This window comes from uncultured Martelella sp. (assembly GCF_963677965.2).
Lineage (GTDB): Bacteria > Pseudomonadota > Alphaproteobacteria > Rhizobiales > Rhizobiaceae > Martelella > Martelella mangrovi.
Window position 1 is genome coordinate 1,647,969 of the sequence record NZ_CAXXFM010000001.1, and the last position, 15,951, is coordinate 1,663,919.

Consider the following 15,951-nt stretch of genomic DNA (forward strand, 5'->3'; position numbering starts at 1 on the left):
TGCGGCCATCCTCAGTTCTGCCGTTTCCAAAACTCTTCCAGTCCCTGTCTGACGTTGTTGACATCCTCTTCAGTCCCGAGCAGTTCGAAACGATAGAGGTACGGTACGCTGCATTTCTTCGCGATGATGTCGCCTGCGACACCGTATGTAATCCCGAAATTGGTATTTCCGGAGGCAATGACGCCTCTCAGAAGTGCCCTGTTTTCCGGGTTGTTGAGGAAACGGATGACCGGTTTCGGCACAGCCCCCTTGCCATCGCCGCCGGCATAGGTCGGCACCACCAGCACATAGGGTTCATCCACCGTTTCCGTGTCGCCCTGCGGGTAAAGCCGCCTTGCCGGAAGCCCCGTCTTGGAGACGAAACGGTGGGTATTGCCCGTTGCGCTGGAATAATAGACGAGCATGCCCGTCATCCCCTTACCTCTTCACCAGTGCGGCGCGCCTTTCTGACGCGCCGCCGCTTTGTCCAATCACCGAACCGCATTCCTGCCTGCGGTCACGCGCATATTGCCGGCCGCAGCGCAGAAGCGCGGCCGGAACGTTCTATTCAGGCGAGGGCGCCGATCATGTCCGGACGGAAGCCGGACCAGTGCTGTTCGCCGGCAACGACAACCGGTACCTGGCGATAACCCATGCCGACAACATGATCATAGGCATCGTTGTCTACCGACACATCGACAATCTCGTAGTCGAGGCCCTTGCGCTCCAGTGCGCGGGTCGTTGCATTGCACTGCACGCAAGCCGGTTTGGAATAGACAGTGATCTTCATCGTTATCCTCGCATAATCATTTTTCTCAAAAAAGCGCCGCCGGCAAAACCACGGCGCCTTTCCGCGCATCTGAAGGGTAAGCCCTGTTGCAAAACCAACAGGATGACCCCGGATCCGATCGTCGCCGACATCCGCCGAACCGGACAGCTGCGGTTGTAAACCGTCTTCGCCACCGTCTCTCAACGATCTCCTCGAACGTATTGACCGGATTGCATTTTCTGGCCCTCGACAAGTCGGCACAGGTCGCGCAGCTCTCGGGCGAGCACCGCTTCGACATATGCTATTGAAGACTCAAAAACCTGAAAACCGGACGCTGCTGACGCATCAGCTTGATTCGATAGAATCACCATAACACAATATATGCGAACTGAAATGCCCGAACTCACAATATATAGTGCGACGTGGAGATGTTTTCCACATACAGCGTTAATTTTTGGTAAAGGGAAAATAACAGCCTGCGCAGGCGTGCCGCTTTTGAAAACAAACAGCGGCAACCTGGCGAATCGATCTGACATGAATGTCGACGGCGGCAAAGATGCCTGCATATCCCGGGCGACGGCTACCAACCCAGGATTGAACACGCATACACGCGGCTATTCTTCAGCACTTTCCACAGCCACACAAAAAAGCTGGTGATATGCGGCTTGGAAAACAGGCGCGGCCGTGCGCAGCGCTTGACCGGCGAAAACCGGTGCTATTCGTCGTCGTCGTCCTGCCGCGGACGGCGCGTGCCCCAGACACCTTCATAGCGCAGCACCAGCCCGTATAAAAACGCGGTACCGAGCGCCATGGCAAACCATGTCAGGGCATAGCTGAGATGGGCATTGCGGAACTTCACCACGGTCAGCCCGCCGATCGGATAGCCACCCGGATTGGCCGTATTGTCGGCGTCGATGAAATAGGGCGCTGCCGGAAGCAGGCCCTTGGTCGCCATGATCGACTGCACATCACGCCGGTACCAGTTGCCGTTTTCAGGATCGTTGGCGCGGGAAAACAGCCAGCCCTTGTCCTCCGACATGCGCAGCAGGCCGTTGATGGTCACCTCGCCTTCCGGCGCCGTGCGGGTTGCGGGGTCCCGCTTTTCCTCCGGCACGAAACCGCGGTTGATCAGCACATAGGTGCCGTCGGGCCGCAGCAATGGCGTCATCACGAAGAAGCCGGGTCCAAGCTCGGTCGAATAATAGATCTGCACTTCCTGGCTGTTCAGCAGCTTGCCCGTCACCGTCACATGCCGGTAGGCATCCTTGTCACGGGTGATCTCGGGCCATGCGTCAGGTCCGGGCGCAGGCACGGCCGGCGCCTCGACCCGCGCATCGACAGCGGCAATCAGGTCGAGTTTCCATTGCAGGCGATAGACCTGCCAGACGCCGAGCGCGACGAAACCGGCAAAGATCACCGCGGCAATGGCGGTGATGGCGATCAGACGTGTTCTGGATGAAGAAGCAGCCATTGGGAAAGCACCTTTCGGACCTGAAGCGTCCTGAAAATGTTTTGTAAGGAAGCTCAGGTGCAGGAATGAAAGACATTTTTGGGCCGGAATGCATCTTTCGGCGTCATGCTCGGGCTTGACCCGAGCATCCAATCAGCCTTTCCGCGAAAAAAACAATTGGCTTTTTAGAAACACGCGATCTGGATAGCCCGGTCCTATCGTGGAGACAGGACATTGGATCCTCGGGTCAAGCCCGAGGATGACGCATCAAGATGTTGAGAGCATGGCGTCGCAAGACCGATAGTCGCCATGCTCCTTTTCGTGTCCTGACAACAAGGACGAGGCCTTACTGCTGACCCTGAACGACGATGTTTCCGGTCACGCCGGCATCGCGCAGCTGCTGGGCGATCTCGGGCGTGGCGCAGACAATGGTGCCATCGTCGAGATAGGTATAGCCGCTTTCCGGCAGGGGCATCATGTAGGCGTTCATGTTGTGCATGACCCACAGCGAGCCGGCCAGCACGATCAGAAGCAGGATCAGCGCCAGAAGCGAGGACGCCATGGTCCAGCCTTCTTCCTGCTGGCTGCTCAAAAGCAGGAAATACTTCAGATGCACCAGGATCTGCGCGGCGGCACAGATCATGATGACCGCAATCAGAAAGCTCTTGCTCGTGATCGCATCCGCCATCACCAGACCGAAGGGAATGATGGTGAGAACGGCCGCCAGACCGAAGCCCGTCATCAGTGCCTTGAAGCTGCCGTGCCCGTGACCGTCGTGACCGTCGTGACCGTGGCTTTCGTGGGATACATGTTCGTTGGCTGAACTCATAGAACCACTCCCGTGAGATAAACGAGCGAGAACACGCCGATCCAGACCAGATCGAGGAAGTGCCAGAACATCGACAATGTTGCGGTGCGCCGGCGCGTCGCCTCGTTCAGACCCTTGCGCGAAATCTGAACCAGCAGAACGATCAGCCAGATCGTACCGAAGGTCACGTGCAGGCCGTGCGTGCCGACCAGGGTGAAATAGGCCGACAGGAACGCCGAGCGATCCGGGGTGGCGCCGAGTTCGATGAAGTGATGGAACTCGTAGACTTCCATTGCCAGAAAGCCGATGGCGAACAGCCCGGCGACAACCAGCCACTTCATCAGCCCGGCCTTGTCGCCCTTGTCCATCCGCAGCATGCCCATGCCGAAGGTGACCGAGGAAAACAACAGCAGCGCCGTTTCGATGAGCGCGAAATCGAGCTCGAACAGGTTGGCCGGCGAGGGACCGCCCGCATAGGAGCGGCCCAGCACGGCATAGGTTGCAAACAGCGTGCCGAAGATCAGGCAGTCGCTCATGAGGTAGATCCAGAAGCCGAGCTGTGTCGGGCTGCTGTGGGCGTGTTCTTCGTGATGCGTATCGCCCGTCTGATCAGCGATCGTCATGCATAAGCCTCCTTGGCCTTCTCCTGGTCACGGGCGATTTCCTCGGCCGGAATGTAGAAGTCGCGATCGAAATTGAAGGTGTGATAGATGATCGTGCCGACGGCAGCGAGGAAGCTGGCAATGACCAGCCACCAGATGTGCCAGACGAGCGCGAAACCCAGCACCAGCGCCAGGAAGGCGGGAACGATGCCGGCCCAGGTGCCCTTGGGCATATGGATCGGCTCATAATCCGTCGACCACTTGAAGCCCTGCTTCTTCATCTGCCACCAGGCGTCACGACCGGTCACAACAACATCCTGCGGGAAGTTGTAGGCAGGCACCGGCGAAGCGGTGGCCCATTCCAGCGTGCGGCCGTTCCACGGATCGGGACCGCATTTCAGCTTGTCGCGGTTCTTGATGGTCACGACCAGCTGAATGACCGTGCAGGCGATGCCACAGCCGATCAGCAGCATGCCGATACAGGCAACGATGAAATAGATCTGCCAGCCGGTATCCGTGTAGCTCTGCAGACGGCGGGTCACACCCATCAGGCCGAGAACGTAGAGCGGCATGAAGGCAACGTAAAAACCGATGCACCAGAACCAGAAGGAGCGGCGGCCCCACTTGTCGTCGAGCTTGAAACCGAAGACTTTCGGCCACCAGTACTGATACCCCGCCATCAGGCCGAAGACCACGCCGCCGATGATGACGTTATGGAAATGGGCAATCAGGAACAGCGTATTGTGCAGCTGGAAGTCGGCCGGCGGAACGGCCAGCATCACACCGGTCATGCCGCCGATGGTGAAGGTGATCAGGAAGCCGACCGTCCAGTACATCGGCGTCTCGAACCGGATACGCCCGCGATACATGGTAAACAGCCAGTTGAAGATCTTGGCCCCCGTGGGCACCGCAATCACCATCGTGGCAATGCCGAAGAAGGTGTTGACGCTGGCGCCAGACCCCATGGTGAAGAAGTGGTGCAGCCAGACCACGAAGGACAGAACCAGGATACAGGAGGTCGCATAGACCATCGAGCGATAACCGAACAGCGGCTTGCCGGAGAAGGTCGCGACCACTTCGGAGAAGATGCCGAAACAGGGCAGGATCAGGATATAGACTTCCGGGTGCCCCCAGATCCAGATCAGGTTCACGTAGAGCATGGGGTTGCCGCCCATGTCATTGGTGAAGAAGTGCATGCCGAGATAGCGGTCGAGCGCCAGCATGGCCAGCGTTGCCGTCAGCACCGGGAAGGCGGCGACGATCAGAACATTGGCGGCAAGCGTGGTCCAGGTGAACACCGGCATGCGCATCATGGTCATGCCCGGCGCGCGCATCTTCAGGATCGTGGCGATCATGTTGACGCCCGAAAGCGTCGTGCCGATCCCCGCGATCTGTAGCGACCATATATAATAGTCGACCCCCACATCGGGCGAGTATGCAATGCCCGAAAGCGGCGGCATGGCGAGCCAGCCGGTGCGGCCGAGAAGCCCGATGAACAGCGACACGTTGAGCAGGATCGCGCCGGCCACCGTCATCCAGAACGAGAAATTGTTCAGCCACGGAAAGGCCACGTCGCGCGCGCCGATCTGCAGCGGCATGGCGATATTCATCACGCCGACCAGGAAGGCCATGGCGAAGAAGAAGATCATGACCGTGCCGTGGGCGGTGAAGATCTGGTCGAAATGGTGTGGTGGCAGGTAGCCCTGCGCCCCGCCGGCGGCAATCGCCTGCTGGGTGCGCATCATGAAGGCATCGGTAAAGCCGCGGAACAGCATCACCAGCGCCAGCACGATATACATGATGCCGATCTTCTTGTGGTCGACCGAAGTAAACCACTCATTCCACAGATAGGCCCATTTACGGTGATAGGTAATCAGTCCGAAAACCGCCAGACCGGCGATGACGACTGCCGCAAAGGTGAAATCGAGAATGAGAACGTCGTAGGGAATGTCATCCCAGGTGAGTTTACCGAATATGATGTTCCAGATTTCAGATCTCATTGCTGCCTCACGGGTTCAGAAGCGTTCGACGCATCGTCGCCGCCGGAAAGATTGGTCACGGTCTGGTCGGGGTTCTTGACGTTGACCGGACCCTTCGTCGGCTCATCGGGGTTGGCGTGGAGCACCTCGTCGAATTCATGCTGGTCGAACCCTTCGCCCGGCGGGAATTCGTCATAGATGTACTGGTCCTTGGTGTTGACGCCCTGCAGGCCGCCGCCACCCATCATGTCCTGCATCATCATGTCGCCGATACAGACCTTGCCCGGCTCGACACACAATCCGACGATCTTGTCGAAGAGGTTGTCGGCCACGCCGTTATAATAGGACACGCTGTCGGCAACCGTCGGCTTGGCAAGCTGAAGATAGGTCTCGTCGCTCATCGTGTTGGAAGAGGTCTTGACCGTGTTGACCCAGTTGTCGAACTCGTCTTCGGAAACCGCGAATGTCTCGAAATCCATGTGCGCATAGCCGGGGCCGGAATAGTTGGCCGAACGGCCGTAATACTGGCCGGCTTCTTCGGCCACCAGATGCAGCTTGGTTTCCATGCCGGCCATGGTGTAGATCATGCCGGCAAGGGCAGGCACGGAGAAGGTGTTCATCACCGAGCTGGAGGTGAGCTTCAGGTTGACCGGACGGTCCGTCGGAATGACCAGCTGGTTGACGACGGCCATGTCCTGTTCAGGGTAGATGAACAGCCATTTCCAGTCGAGCGACACGGCTTCGATTTCCAGCGGTTCGCCGGCGATATGATCCAGCGGCCTGTAGGGGTCGAGCCTGTGGGTGTAGATCCATGTCAGCGCGCCGAGCGCGATGATGATCAGCACCGGCACGCCCCAGATGAAGGCCTCGAACAGCGACGAATGCTCGAACTCGGGATCGTAATCATCCGTTGCCTTGCGGCTGTCGCGATAGCGCCACGGGATGTACACGGCCAGAACCAGGACCGGAACGATGATGACGAGCATCAGCACGGTCGAGGCAATCAGAAGATCGCGCTCCTGATTGGCGACCCAGCCGGCCGGGTCGAGAAGAATGAGCTGACAGCCCGACAACAGCAGCGCAAGCGGCAAAAGCAGCGCCGGTTTCAATAACTTGAAAAAGTTCACAATCGCCTTCATTCTCTACAATGACGCCGGATTGCGCGGATAATCCAGACTTGATTGTCGATAAAATGCCTGCCGGCCCCAACCCATCGCCCCGCGGCGGCCGAACGCGTAATGCAGGCATTTCCTTAATAGACAGCCCCCTGCCTGTGCGCACGGAGGTGTCATCTCTGACGGTCTCTTAATCGCAATCAGAGCAAAAATGAAGCGTTGCCGTCCTGTGGCATTTTGGCACAAGGCCGCATTCACGTCACCTGCCCGCCTCTTTTTTGCGCGTAATGCGTGAAAAATGCCACGTAAATTGGCAATCGGCAGGTTTACCGACGGCAATGGCGGCGATTTCAGCCGCCTTCATTGATCTCGCTCAAAAGAACAGCGCAGCAGTATTGTCGCCCAGGACTGCGGTTTTGCTGCAGCGCAGCATAGACTTTCAGTATTCATCCGACAGCCTGTTAAACATCCGGCGCGCACAAATGAAAGGCCCGGTTTTGCCGGGAGTTGCATAGGCGCGGGGTTATGTGCGACAATACGCCACATGCGACAAACTGCACACAATCGTTTCGAGGAGGAGACGTGATGTCAGGCCTGTTTTTCTTTCCATATGTAACAAGCGCCATCGGCGTGCTGCTGGGGGTTTACCTGACCCGTGAGGCCAGAGAGTACGACCGCCGGGACTACTTCCTGCGCGCCTGCTTCATTTTCGTGATCAATCTGGTGATTTCCTATCTTCTGGAATTCGCATTTCCGCGTGAATCCGTCGGCAGCGAAGGCATGGCGCTTTCGACCGCCTATTATATGGGCCTGTCGATCTATGCGATCGTGCCCGGCCTTGCGTTCGGACGCTTCACCGCATTTCGCGCCCGCAATATGGGCCACGACACGTCGGTCGCCTATTGGAGCGCGATCCCGTTCGTGTTCATCTACTTCATGGTGGTCGCCCACAAACGCGAGCATCATCCCACGCCGCACACCGCCGGCTGAACGAACTCATTGATCCGAATGCCTCAACCGCGCGCCCTCCGGCGCGCGGTTTCCTGTGTCTTTCGCCGATGGCTTTTCACATTCGAACGGTTGATTTTCATGTCTCAACCGCCTTCAATGTCAAAAATCCGTTCGACTCCGCTGTCATGATTTAGCAGAATCCCATTCAATCGTTTTAAAAAAGCGCTATAACCGCCCGATCAAAGCATTTTCAGGGAGCACATCGACATGAATGCCCTTCTCAATTCCCTCAAGGAAACGGCCGACAGGACAAGCGCCACGGATCTGCGCGCAGCATTTGCCAGCGACCCGGAGCGTTTCAGGAATTTCAGCCTGCGGTTTGAAGACCTGCTGATGGATTTCTCCAAGATTGCCATCAATGCCGAGGTCCTTGACGCGCTCGTCAGGCTCGCCGCGGAAAAGGGCGTCGAGGAAAAACGCGCGGCCATGTTTGCGGGCGAAAAGATCAACATCACCGAAGACCGCGCCGTGCTGCACACCGCACTGCGCAACCGCGCCAATACGCCGGTCATGGTCGATGGCAAGGATGTCATGCCCGACGTCAACGACGTGCTCGACGCCATGGGCGAATTCTCCGAGGGCATTCGCAGCGGCAGCATCAACGGCGCCACCGGCAAGGCCTTCACCGATGTCGTCAATATCGGCATTGGCGGTTCGGACCTTGGCCCGGCCATGACCACGCTGGCGCTGGCGCCTTATCACGACGGACCGCGGCTGCATTACGTCTCCAATATTGACGGCGCGCATATTGCCGATACGATTGCCGGCCTTAATCCGGAAACGACGCTGTTCATCGTCGCCTCCAAGACCTTCACCACCATCGAGACCATGACCAATGCCGGCACGGCGCGCAAATTCATCGCGGAAGCGCTTGGCGAAGAGGCTGTCGGCCATCACTTCTGCGCCGTTTCGACCGCGCTCGACAAGGTTGCCGATTTCGGCATTGATTCCTCGCGCGTCTTCGGCTTCTGGGACTGGGTCGGCGGACGTTATTCGATCTGGTCGGCAATCGGCCTGCCGCTGATGATCGCGATCGGGCAGAAGAATTTCGGCGCTTTCCTTGATGGCGCGCACGCCATCGACAAGCATTTCCAGGAAGCGCCGGTGACCGAAAACCTGCCCTTCATGCTTGGCCTGATCGGCTATTACCAGCGTGTCGTGCTCGGCTATCCCTCGCGCGCCGTCATTCCCTATGACCAGCGCATGTCGCGGTTTGCCGCCTATCTTCAGCAGCTCGACATGGAGAGCAACGGCAAGTCGGTGACGATCGACTCCGAAGATGTGACCACGCCGACCGGCCCGATCGTCTGGGGCGAGCCCGGTACCAACGGCCAGCACGCATTCTTCCAGCTGCTCCATCAGGGCACCAACATCATCCCGATCGAGTTCATGATCGCCGCCAATGGCCATGAAACCGACCTGCGTCACCAGCACCAGCTGCTGATGGCCAATTGCCTGGCCCAGTCGGAAGCCCTGATGAAGGGGCGCACGCTGGAAGAGGCCAAAGCCCAGCTTCTCGACAAGGGCATGGATGCCGAAACGGCCGACAAGATTGCGCCGCACCGCGTGTTTTCCGGCAACCGCCCGTCGATCACCTTCGTCTATGATGCACTGACGCCTTATGCGCTTGGCCGGATGATCGCGCTTTACGAACATCGCGTCTTCGTCGAAGGCGTGCTTTTCGGCATCAATTCCTTCGATCAGTGGGGCGTGGAACTTGGCAAGGAACTTGCCACCGGTCTGCTGCCGGTGGTTTCGGGAAGTGAAAGCGCCGACGGGCACGATTCCTCGACCAAAGGCCTCGTTGCCACCCTTCTTGCTGCGGCGCACTGAAGCCTGGTTCGCGTGAAATAGCGATCCGGGCGGGTGGCTGCACGGTCGGGATACGCCGGATCGCGTCCGGGCTTGCCGGACCTTTCCGGTTTCGGCCAACCCGAAGGACGTAATCGCCACTGCGGGCGAAGGTCTTGATTTAAGCACAAAAAAAGGGCGGCCGCTTATTGCGGCCGCCCTTTATGCTTTGCCCAGGGTAAGAGTAACGACGAGGAGATTAGTCGTTGCTCTGACGAACCTGATCAACGAATTCAAGTTCGCCGTTTTCGCCAACGCGGAAATAGTTGTCGAAGTGGTCACCGAACTTGTTGGTGCCTTCGATCATGACGGTGCTGCCGACCGGTGCCTTGGAAAGCGTACCGGTTTCCGGGATAGCCGACGGCGAAAGCGCGAAGGCGGCCGGAGCAGCAGCGAGAACGGAAACGAGGGCGGCGGATGCAAAAATCTTCTTCATGGGAGTCTCTCCTAATTGGTTTTTAAAGTCTTGGGAGTGTTTGGGTTGCCCGAAAGCTATTCCACAGGCCGGCTTCATGCCTGACCGCGACGCTGACGGGCGGGTTGCGGGCTCAAGCTCGAGGGCCCCATGCCCCGTCGCTCTTGCCCTGTTGCGCAGGCGATGATCAGTTCATGCGGAACTGGTCGACGAATTCCAGTTCGCCGTCTTCACCCACGCGGAAATAGTTGTCGTACTGGTTGCCGAACTTGCCGGTCGACTGGATCACGACTGTGCTGCCGGTCGGAGCCTTGGTCAGCGTGCCGGTTTCCGGGATAGCCGAAGGCTGGATGGCGAACGCAGCCGGGGCAGCCGCAAGAACGGAAACCAGGGCGGCGGATGCGAAAATCTTCTTCATGACAGTCTCCTGACTGATTCTATCTGATGGTTCAGATGTAGTTTTAATCAATTGATTAACAAGAGGCTCAAAGCGATGTAAGCGAAATTTTTTGATCGCTCTGCGGGTTTTGAGCGGCGGGCCTGGAGCCGTTCAGCCCCTTGCCCGCGCCTCTTTTGTCGTGTGAAATCAGTTCACTGTGTCCTGGAAAACGAATTCCAGTTCGCCGTTTTCAGCAACACGGAAGTAGTTCTGGTAACGGTTGCCGAACTTGCCGGTCGATTCGATGGTAACCGTGCTGCCGACGGGGGCCTTGGTGAGCGTGCCGGTTTCCGGAATAGCCGAAGGCTGAAGCGCGAAGGCGGCCGGAGCGGCGGCAAGAACAGAGACCAGGGCGGCGGATGCGATAAACTTGGACATTGTGATGAACTCCTGTGTGTCATCGTTGTTTCGTTCGATGACCGGGAGTTAGGATTTAATCGGATGATCAACAAGACGCCATTTTCGCACCGCTGCGTTGTCAAAATGTTGACACTCTCCGGCGGGCGTTCACTGAAACAGCGCGCACGCCTCGCAATCCAGCGCACTGGTCAATAGAATTATTCTTTTATTATCAATAGGATATATATGCGCATCACAGGCGCGCGCGGCTGGCTGAGGTGACCCGCGCATCAAAAAACCCGGCCGCAAGGACCGGGTTGATTTTTGTGCAATCTGACGTTTTCGTGATCAAGCGTCGAGTTCTTTTGCCACTTTCGTGCGCAGTTTTCCGAGGTCGGCGGCAAAATTACGGATGCCTTCGGCCAGCTTTTCGGTCGCCATGGCGTCTTCGTTCATCATCCAGCGGAAGGTCTGCTCGTCCATTTCGACCTTCGGTTCGGCTTCGAAGGTTTCCGGTGCAAGCTTGCGTTCCAGCTTGCCTTCGTCATTGGCCAGTTCCTCGAGCAGGTTCGGCGAGATGGTCAGGCGGTCGCAGCCGGCCAGGCCTTCGATTTCACCGGTATTGCGGAACGACGCGCCCATGACCACGGTGCTGATGCCATTGGCCTTGTAGTAATTATAGATCGAACGCACCGACAGGACGCCGGGATCGGTCTCGGCGGTGTAGTCCTCGCCGGTGGACTTCTTGTACCAGTCAAGGATACGGCCGACGAAGGGCGAAATCAGGAAAGCGCCGGCATCGGCGCAGGCAATTGCCTGGCATTTGGAAAACAGCAGCGTCAGGTTGCAGTCAATGCCTTCCTTCTGCAGCACTTCGCAGGCGCGAATGCCTTCCCATGTGGAAGCCAGCTTGATGAGGATACGGTCCTTGCCGATGCCGCGCTCTTCATAGGCCGCGATGATTTCGCGGGCCTTGGCAATCGAGCCTTCGGTGTTGAACGACAGGTCGGCGTCGACTTCGGTGGAAACGCGGCCGGGCACCAGCTTGACGAGAGCCTCGCCGACATCGATGGCAAGGCGGCTGGCGACGGCTGCAACGACTTCATCCTTGTCGCCGGACTGGGACTTGCCCCATTTGATGGCGTCGGCAAACTGCTCGTCGAACATATCGGTCGACAGCGCCTTGAGCACGATGCTGGGGTTGGTCGTGCAGTCGACCGGCTTGATCTTGGCGACGGCCTTGATGTCGCCGGTATCAGCGACGACCGTCGTCATCTCGCGCAATTGGTCAAGTTTGGAAGCCATGATCTTCATCCTTCGTTTTCCGGGTCCGCGACACGATGGCTTGCGGACCACTTTCAATTTCGATGCCAAACAGCGTTCGCGCTATTTCCGCGCGGTCTGCCAGTAGGTTAACGCGCCGCGGTGATCTTTCAATGACTGTTGGCAAACATCGGCGCCGGACGCAAGCGCCGACGTCCGCTGAATTTCGCCCGCGAGTATCGCAAAGCGCCATTTTTCGAGTCAAGGCAGGATATCAATCGATTTAGACTTGTGTTTGACCGTGCTCAAACAATGTCGGGAAAAAACAGCGCGCTGTCGCAACGCGCCGTCCGGGGCCCGGTCAGATCCGGTATCAGACCTGCCCTGCCTCCCAGCCAAGCATGGCGCGCTTGCGGGTCAGGCCCCAGTGATAGCCGGTCAGCGCACCGGATTTTCCGATAGCGCGATGACAGGGCACGACGAAGGATATCGGATTGCGCCCGATGGCAGCGCCGACCGCGCGGGACGCCTTGGGGCGGCCGATCTCGCGGGCGATGTCGGAATAGGTTTTGGCCGTGCCCAGCGGGATTTTCAGAAGGCTTTCCCAGACCTGAACCTGAAAATCCGTCCCGATCAGCACGACCTTGAGCGGGCGTTCCGGTGTCCATTCCGCCGGATCGAAGATCCGCCGGGCAAAAGCCTCCGTCATGACCCAGTCCTCGACATAGCAGGCCTGCGGCCAGCGGGCGGACATGTCTTCAAGGGCAGCCTTTTCCTCACCGGGATCGGCAAAGGCGATGCCGGCAAGCCCGCGTTCGGTTGCCATCACCAGTGCGGTACCGAAGGGCGAGGCATGAAAACCGTAACGGATGACAAGCCCGCCGCCGCCGGCCTTCCACTCACCGGGCGACATGCTCTCATGCGTCACGAACAGATCGTGCAGCCGCCCCGGGCCGGAAAGGCCGAGTTCATAAGAGGTGTCGAGAAGCGGCAACTTCTCCTCGCCGAGCAGGCGTTTGGCGTGGTCGAGCGTGATGGCCTGGAGAAAGGCCTTGGGCGACAGCCCTGCCCAGCGGGTAAACGTCTTCTGCAATGTGGTCGGCGACATGTCGAGCCGCCGGGCAATGGTTTCAAGCCCCGGCTGGTCGCGGTATTCCTCGCTGATGATCGCAATCACCTGGCGCACGATATCATAGTCCGCATCGCGCGGCGTGTTGTCGACGGCATTATCGGAAATGGTGTCAGCGAGGATGTTCATCGGTTTCGGGCTCCTTCAATCCATGAAGGAAACATGCTTTTTGCCGTCACGACCACCCGAAACTTGCCGACACCCGTCATATGCGCTGTTTTACGGTGGCAAGAGCCTGACGAAAGGCGACGGCAAAGCTCTCCCGATCATCAGGATTGAGAAAGGCGCCGATCTCGAGCCGCGCGTCTCGGCTTAAAAGCCGCATGCCGGTAATGCCGAATTCATCGTGACGGTCGACGGCAAAACGCGTGCCGAACGGATTGAAACGGGTTTCAACCATGCGCCCCGAAGGCGCCACCTGCCGCACCGAGACGCAAAGCCTTGAAACCGAAACATGTTCACGCATCCTGGCCGAGCGGTAGGACAGCCTGAAAGCGCCATAAAGCGCGACAAACGCCAGCGCGCAATAAAGCGCGATCGGCCAGGCGCCGTGAGCGGCAAACCAGAGCGCATTGGGAAAAAGGCCGACCGCGGCAAGTGCGAGCAGCACACGAAACCCCTTGCGCCCCAGGGAGCGATGGGGGAAAAGTTCAGCCGAGAACACCGGCCTGTCCTCAAACGCGGTCACATCGGTCATGGGCAGAATGCAAGCGATCAGACAAACATGATAAAAGCCAAGTCATCAGTGAGCACCCAAAGAGCGAAAAAGTCAAATCCGGGCGCGTCCGACAAGCGCGGATCGGCTCGCTCGGCCTATTCGAAGGATGAAATCCGGGAAATCTTCCGCCGGTTTTCGGTGCAGCGACCGGAGCCGAAGGGCGAGCTGGAACACACCAATGCCTTCACGCTGCTGGTTGCCGTTGCGCTTTCCGCACAGGCCACCGATGTCGGCGTCAACAAGGCGACCCGGGCACTGTTCGCCGTCGTCGACACGCCGGAAAAGATGCTGGAACTCGGCGAGGAAGGACTGATTTCCTACATCAAGACCATCGGGCTATACCGAAACAAGGCCAAAAACGTGATCGCGATGAGCCGGAAGCTGATCGATGAATTCGGCAGCGCGGTTCCGAAAACGCGCGAGGAACTGGTCAGCCTGCCCGGCGTCGGCCGCAAGACCGCCAATGTGGTGATGTCCATGGCTTTCGGGAAAGCGACGATTGCCGTCGACACCCATATCTTCCGCATCGCCAACCGCACCGGTCTGGCCCCCGGCAAGACGCCGGATCAGGTAGAGGCAAAGCTCGAAAAGATCATCCCGCCGGATTATCTGTTCCACGCCCATCACTGGCTGATCCTGCACGGACGCTATGTCTGCAAGGCCCGCAAGCCGGACTGTCCGGCCTGCGTCATCGCCGATATCTGCAAGGCGGCGGAGAAGACCAGCGAGATGCCGGCGCCGTTGGTGCCGCTCACCTGAGCTGGGCCTCTCCGCCGTTTTTGCTATGCCGCGACCGATCCGTGCGGGTCGATGACGAATTTCTTTGCCGCGCCGCCATCGAAATCGGCATAGCCGCGCGGCGCATCATCGAGGGTGATGAGTTCGACATTGACCGCCTTGGCGATATCGACTCGGTCAAACAGGATGGCCTGCATCAACGCCCGGTTATAGCGCATCACCGGGCATTGGCCGGTGTGGAAGGAATGCGACTTGGCCCAGCCGAGGCCGAAACGCAGGCTGAGCGATCCCGTCTGGGCGGCCTTGTCTTCCGCGCCGGGGTCTTCGGTGACGTAAAGACCGGGAATGCCGATCTGACCGCCGGCCCGTGTCAGGTCCATGGCCGAGTTCAGAACGGTGGCGGGCTTTTCGTGTCCGTGATCATGGCCGCAGCCATGCGCCTCGAACCCGACGCAGTCGACAAAGGCATCCACCTCCGGCGAACCGGTGATCTCGGCAACCATTTCCGGCAGGCTCGCATCCTGCCTGAGATCTATGGCTTCGCAGCCGAAGCTTTTTGCCTGCCGCAGCCGTTCGGGGATCATGTCGCCGACAATAACGCAGGCCGCCCCCAGAAGCCGTGCAGAGGCTGCGGCGGCAAGGCCGACCGGGCCGGCGCCGGCGATATAGACGATCGAACCCGGCCCCACACCCGCCGTCACGCAGCCATGAAAGCCGGTCGGGAAGATGTCGGAGAGCAGCGTCAGGTCGGTGATCTTCTCCATCGCCTGTTCGCGGTCGGGAAATTTCAGCAAGTTGAAATCGGCATAGGGCACCATGACATATTCGGCCTGCCCGCCGACCCAGCCGCCCATGTCGACATAGCCGTAAGCCGCGCCCGGGCGCGACGGGTTGACGTTCAGGCAAATGCCGGTCTTGCCTTCCTTGCAGTTGCGGCAACGCCCGCAGGCAATGTTGAATGGTACGGAGACGACGTCGCCGACGCTTATGAATTCGACATCGCGGCCGCATTCGATCACCTGGCCGGTGATTTCATGGCCAAGCACAAGGCCCTGCGGTGCGGTGGTGCGCCCGCGCACCATGTGCTGATCGGATCCGCAGATATTGGTGGTCAGGATTTTCAGGATCACACCGTGATCGCAGCGGCGTTCTCCCAGCGCCAGTTTCGGAAAGTCGATCGTCTCGACTGTAACCTTGCCGGCGCCCTGAAATATCACGCCGCGGTTTGATGCACTTGCCATGTCTTCCTCCCAGGCTCGCTATGAACACTCATCATCTGCGTGGAAGAAGGCCGATTCGTGTCTGAAAACGACATGATTGCGCATCAAAAATGCCGCCATGGATAT

General features: G+C 58.8%; 17 protein-coding genes. 3 read left to right on the forward strand and 14 right to left on the reverse strand.

The features are described 5' to 3' along the window. Positions 1 to 11 precede the first annotated feature (11 nt). From nrdI to cyoA, 7 genes are all read right to left on the reverse strand, one after another. Positions 12 to 413 carry a class Ib ribonucleoside-diphosphate reductase assembly flavoprotein NrdI gene (nrdI, locus tag ACHZCU_RS07795; RefSeq protein ID WP_106306787.1) on the reverse strand — a complete coding sequence of 134 codons (402 nt, stop codon included), beginning with the start codon at positions 411 to 413 and terminating at the stop codon, positions 12 to 14. 134 nt (positions 414 to 547) lie between these two features. Next, positions 548 to 769 carry a glutaredoxin-like protein NrdH gene (gene nrdH / locus ACHZCU_RS07800; protein ID WP_106307328.1) on the reverse strand — a complete coding sequence of 74 codons (222 nt, stop codon included), beginning with the start codon at positions 767 to 769 and terminating at the stop codon, positions 548 to 550. Positions 770 to 1,463: 694 nt separating this feature from the next. Beyond that, entirely contained in the window at positions 1,464 to 2,219 is a 756-nt protein-coding gene (locus ACHZCU_RS07805; protein WP_319518321.1) for an SURF1 family protein, read from the reverse strand. Between the two features lie 325 nt (positions 2,220 to 2,544). Further along, complete coding sequence (gene cyoD, locus ACHZCU_RS07810; protein WP_319518322.1) at positions 2,545 to 3,027, reverse strand: cytochrome o ubiquinol oxidase subunit IV; 483 nt, start codon at positions 3,025 to 3,027, stop codon at positions 2,545 to 2,547. Further along, entirely contained in the window at positions 3,024 to 3,629 is a 606-nt protein-coding gene (gene cyoC, locus ACHZCU_RS07815; RefSeq protein WP_319518323.1) for a cytochrome o ubiquinol oxidase subunit III, read from the reverse strand. Before cyoC ends, cyoD begins: the two co-directional genes overlap by 4 nt. Continuing rightward, complete coding sequence (cyoB, locus tag ACHZCU_RS07820) at positions 3,626 to 5,608, reverse strand: cytochrome o ubiquinol oxidase subunit I (protein ID WP_106306775.1); 1,983 nt, start codon at positions 5,606 to 5,608, stop codon at positions 3,626 to 3,628. Before cyoB ends, cyoC begins: the two co-directional genes overlap by 4 nt. Continuing rightward, complete coding sequence (cyoA, locus tag ACHZCU_RS07825; protein WP_319518324.1) at positions 5,605 to 6,714, reverse strand: ubiquinol oxidase subunit II; 1,110 nt, start codon at positions 6,712 to 6,714, stop codon at positions 5,605 to 5,607. The genes cyoB and cyoA overlap by 4 nt, the downstream gene beginning before the upstream one ends. Positions 6,715 to 7,287: 573 nt before the next feature. Between cyoA and ACHZCU_RS07830 the strand changes: the two genes are divergently transcribed. After that, a complete protein-coding gene (locus ACHZCU_RS07830) occupies positions 7,288 to 7,692 on the forward strand; it encodes a hypothetical protein (protein ID WP_319518325.1) in 405 nt (134 codons plus the stop codon). Between the two features lie 228 nt (positions 7,693 to 7,920). Continuing rightward, positions 7,921 to 9,546 (forward strand): glucose-6-phosphate isomerase, encoded by a 1,626-nt coding sequence (gene pgi, locus ACHZCU_RS07835; protein ID WP_319518326.1) that lies wholly within the window; start codon positions 7,921 to 7,923, stop codon positions 9,544 to 9,546. 217 nt (positions 9,547 to 9,763) lie between these two features. On the opposite strand, the gene ACHZCU_RS07840 is transcribed toward pgi, so the two are convergent. The 6 genes from ACHZCU_RS07840 to ACHZCU_RS07865 form a co-directional block, all read right to left on the reverse strand. Beyond that, positions 9,764 to 10,000, reverse strand: coding sequence for a hypothetical protein (locus ACHZCU_RS07840; RefSeq protein WP_106309052.1), 237 nt, complete (start codon positions 9,998 to 10,000; stop codon positions 9,764 to 9,766). 166 nt (positions 10,001 to 10,166) lie between these two features. Then, on the reverse strand, positions 10,167 to 10,397 hold the full coding sequence (locus ACHZCU_RS07845; protein ID WP_106309055.1) for a hypothetical protein: 231 nt from the start codon (positions 10,395 to 10,397) through the stop codon (positions 10,167 to 10,169). Positions 10,398 to 10,565: 168 nt separating this feature from the next. Then, positions 10,566 to 10,796, reverse strand: a complete 231-nt coding sequence (locus ACHZCU_RS07850) for a hypothetical protein (RefSeq protein WP_106309058.1) — start codon at positions 10,794 to 10,796, stop codon at positions 10,566 to 10,568. A gap of 309 nt (positions 10,797 to 11,105) precedes the next feature. Then, positions 11,106 to 12,062, reverse strand: coding sequence for a transaldolase (gene tal / locus ACHZCU_RS07855; RefSeq protein WP_319518327.1), 957 nt, complete (start codon positions 12,060 to 12,062; stop codon positions 11,106 to 11,108). A gap of 331 nt (positions 12,063 to 12,393) precedes the next feature. Continuing rightward, positions 12,394 to 13,278: a methylated-DNA--[protein]-cysteine S-methyltransferase gene (locus tag ACHZCU_RS07860; RefSeq protein WP_106309061.1), complete on the reverse strand. Its 885-nt coding sequence runs from the start codon at positions 13,276 to 13,278 to the stop codon at positions 12,394 to 12,396. Between the two features lie 76 nt (positions 13,279 to 13,354). Then, positions 13,355 to 13,846, reverse strand: a complete 492-nt coding sequence (locus ACHZCU_RS07865; protein ID WP_319518328.1) for a DUF2244 domain-containing protein — start codon at positions 13,844 to 13,846, stop codon at positions 13,355 to 13,357. A gap of 27 nt (positions 13,847 to 13,873) precedes the next feature. On the opposite strand from ACHZCU_RS07865, the gene nth reads away from it, so the two are divergent. Then, a complete protein-coding gene (nth, locus tag ACHZCU_RS07870; RefSeq protein ID WP_319518329.1) occupies positions 13,874 to 14,626 on the forward strand; it encodes an endonuclease III in 753 nt (250 codons plus the stop codon). 23 nt (positions 14,627 to 14,649) lie between these two features. Here the strand turns inward: nth and fdhA are convergent, their stop codons facing one another. Continuing rightward, positions 14,650 to 15,846, reverse strand: coding sequence for a formaldehyde dehydrogenase, glutathione-independent (gene fdhA / locus ACHZCU_RS07875; protein WP_106309066.1), 1,197 nt, complete (start codon positions 15,844 to 15,846; stop codon positions 14,650 to 14,652). Between the last annotated feature and the right edge of the window lie 105 nt (positions 15,847 to 15,951).